Origin of the sequence: Pseudanabaena biceps PCC 7429 (assembly GCF_000332215.1) — a bacterium.
In the GTDB taxonomy this organism is placed as follows: Bacteria; Cyanobacteriota; Cyanobacteriia; order Pseudanabaenales; family Pseudanabaenaceae; genus Pseudanabaena; species Pseudanabaena biceps.
Genome location: NZ_ALWB01000328.1, coordinates 1 through 3004 on the forward strand (window position 1 = coordinate 1; position 3004 = coordinate 3004).

Consider the following 3004-nt stretch of genomic DNA (forward strand, 5'->3'; position numbering starts at 1 on the left):
CTACTGCTTTCAGGCTGATTCCTAAAAAATGTCTTACTCAGTCCTGCTTCATGTAAGTCATCTAGTACTTGTCCGATGCGGTCATCGTTGATTTGCTCGGCTGTTATTCCTTCCCCAATAAGTGCTCGGTTGCTTTTCCTTCAAAAAATTTACTAAACATATACAGGGGTGCTGATACAAATCCTAGTCCATTCAGTAGCATGGCTTTGACGATTACCCCTGCGCTTACTTTTTCTCTTGAGCTTCTCCCGATTATCATGTTTATTTCTTTCTCGATTCCCATCTCATCAATGATTCCTGCCACGATCCCTAGATGATCTAGGTTCGATACTTTTATCTCTGTATTAATACCTACCTCCTTTTTTTGCTTTTTGGTAATTATTTTACCCTTCCATTACGAGCGGAATGTGGGTTAAAAGTCTAAATGATCTTGTTATTTACCTTCATTCCAGAAATCCATAAATTAAGTTAGAGTTTCGAGCAAAGATTAAGTAATCAAAAATGGTTGACTTCGTGAACAAATAATTGTTAAGCGATCGCCTTTAGAAGATCGATTGTTGATGCGATCGCCTAAAAATCACGACTCACATTACTAGCGATCGCCTTTAAGAGATAGATTGTTGGTGCGATCGCCTAAAAATCATGCCTCACAGTAATAGCGATCGCTTTTATGAAGATAGATTGTTGGTGCGATCTCCAAAGTAAGAAAAGCATTGGTTCATAGATGTTCTCTCCAATAAAATTTTAATCTAGTTCTATCTTGTATCGTAATTAATCAATTCAATCAAGAAATCAAGCGATCGCCTGTCATAGTTAAAATATTTACATAAATATAATGATACTCATTCAAACATGGCGGTTTATAGTCCTCATACTAGCTGTATTTAGCTTAAGCTTAGGTTTGTTTATGAGCTATTCGTTGAAATTACCACCAATAGCCATTATTATCATCTTGATCGTAGCTTTGTTGGCGATCATTACGATGTATGGGCGCGATCGCTGGCAATTTGAGACTGATAAATTACGGGTCAACCTGACAAACGAACAACAATCACTTGAGCCTAAAACCTATGACTCCAAAGAGATTATAGACTTACCAGAGCCTGTACAGCGATTTTTTAAGGCTGTGCTTCAGGATGGACAAGCGATCGTCACCAAGGTTGAACTATCTCAGCACGGACAGTTCCATATGAATGAAACAGAGACTAAATGGCATAGGTTTACGGCTACACAACTTGTGACTACGCAAAAGCTTGGCTTTGATTGGGATGCAAAAATTCAGATAGTTCCATTCATAAATATATTTGTCCATGATACCTATCTTTTAGGGGAAGGAGATCTCCAAGCCTCAATACTCGGTCTTTTCACAGTTGCCAAAATGCACAATACGACCGAATTAAACCAAGGCGAATTATTACGCTTCTTTGCGGAAGCAGTTTGGTATCCGACATCATTGCTTCCTAGTCAGGGCGTGGTCTGGGAAGCGATCAATCAGCATTCTAGTCGCGCTACTCTGACCGATAGAGAAATAACCGCCTCCGTTGTGTTTCAGTTTGATGCTGAGGGATTAATTATCAGTATGCGTGCTGAAGCCCGTTGTTATCGCGTAGTTGGAGGTAAATCGGTGTTTATGCCTTGGGTCGGTAATTTTAGAGAATATTCCATTTGTAATGGAATGCGGATTCCCTTGGAAGGAGAAGTAGGGTGGGAGCATCCCGAAGGTGTTCAACTCTATTTCAAAGGGAAAGTCACCAAAATCAATTATGAGTTTGCATCGTAGGATAGACAGAACTTTGCGCCCCTACTATCTAGAATTTAATTAGGTTATATTCTTAGGACTTACATAAGCATCAAAGGTCTGCCTGCTCTCCCTTCTGCCGTCTTTTAGCTCGTCGAACTCACGTTAAGTTAATCAAGTTGACTGAATCCTAATCTTTACAGTGCGATCGCCTTTAGTAAACCCTTCAGTAGATAAATTGTTATTAATGCGATCGCCTAGAAATCACGAATCACAGGAATAGCGATCGCCTGTAGGAGATAGATAATTGAAGAGATCGCCTAGAACTCACAACTCACAATAATAGCGATCGCCTTTAGAAGATCGATTGTTGATGCGATCGCCTGATTCGGGGGGGAGTCGTTGGAGATTGATGTGCGGTTATAATTTAGGCAATAGAAAATAGTATTTTGCTAAATTTATGAATAACACTCAAGGAAATTGACACTTATGCTAACTTTGCAAATTACAAAAGATCAGGTTTTTACTTTGATCGATCAACTTTCACTGAATGAACAACAAGAAATTTTACAATATTTAGTCGAAAAAACTCGTGAGAATCTTGATGACACGCCTGATGATGTTGTTATCGAGGGTATTAGACAAGGACTAAAAGAAGCGATGAGTGGTCAAACTATTCCTCTATCTCAAATGTGGGAGGGGATTGATGTCGAGTAGTTCTATCGAAATTTTTCTGACTTCCCGTTTTAAAAAAGATCTTAGTCAATTAGCTAAACGTTATCGTTCAATTCGTAAGGATCTAGAACCTTTAGTTGAGCAGCTTAAATCAGGAGAAATTTTAGGCGATCAAATTTCTGGTTTAAATAATCAAGTATTTAAGGTTCGTCTCAAAAACAGCAATATTCAAAAGGGAAAAAATGCAGGTTATCGGGTTATTTATTATCTGAAAACTGAAACCAGTGTGGTTTTGGTGACGATTTATTCTAAGTCTGACACATCAGATATAGAGAATAATGTGATTGAAAAAATTATTAAAGAATTTGTAGAGGAATAGCTACGAAAATATTTTAGCGCGAGCGTAATCCAGCAAAATATACAATTGTAGAAGTTACGCATTGACAAAAGGGAGAAAATAGGCATTGAGTTAGCCAGCAATAGCCATAGCAAAAATGAGGGAAATCAGCAAACCATCAACGGCAAAATGTGACTTGAACAAGTACATCTTGTTTTTACTGTCAGAACCAAAACAGGTAAGTTGTGTGAGGT

General features: G+C 38.3%; 3 protein-coding genes and 1 pseudogene. 3 read left to right on the forward strand and 1 reads right to left on the reverse strand.

Annotated features, from left to right (window positions below):
* Positions 1-283: pseudogene (locus PSE7429_RS21765) on the reverse strand (DUF4277 domain-containing protein); the annotation flags it as partial.
* 624 nt (positions 284-907) lie between these two features.
* On the opposite strand from PSE7429_RS21765, the gene PSE7429_RS21770 reads away from it, so the two are divergent.
* The 3 genes from PSE7429_RS21770 (at position 908) to PSE7429_RS21780 (ending at position 2792) form a co-directional block, all read left to right on the forward strand.
* Positions 908-1780 carry a DUF6920 family protein gene (locus tag PSE7429_RS21770; protein WP_040690163.1) on the forward strand — a complete coding sequence of 291 codons (873 nt, stop codon included), beginning with the start codon at positions 908-910 and terminating at the stop codon, positions 1778-1780.
* Between the two features lie 447 nt (positions 1781-2227).
* Positions 2228-2455 (forward strand): hypothetical protein, encoded by a 228-nt coding sequence (locus tag PSE7429_RS21775; RefSeq protein ID WP_009629540.1) that lies wholly within the window; start codon positions 2228-2230, stop codon positions 2453-2455.
* Positions 2445-2792: a type II toxin-antitoxin system RelE/ParE family toxin gene (locus tag PSE7429_RS21780; protein ID WP_009629541.1), complete on the forward strand. Its 348-nt coding sequence runs from the start codon at positions 2445-2447 to the stop codon at positions 2790-2792. The genes PSE7429_RS21775 and PSE7429_RS21780 overlap by 11 nt, the downstream gene beginning before the upstream one ends.
* Positions 2793-3004 lie beyond the last annotated feature (212 nt).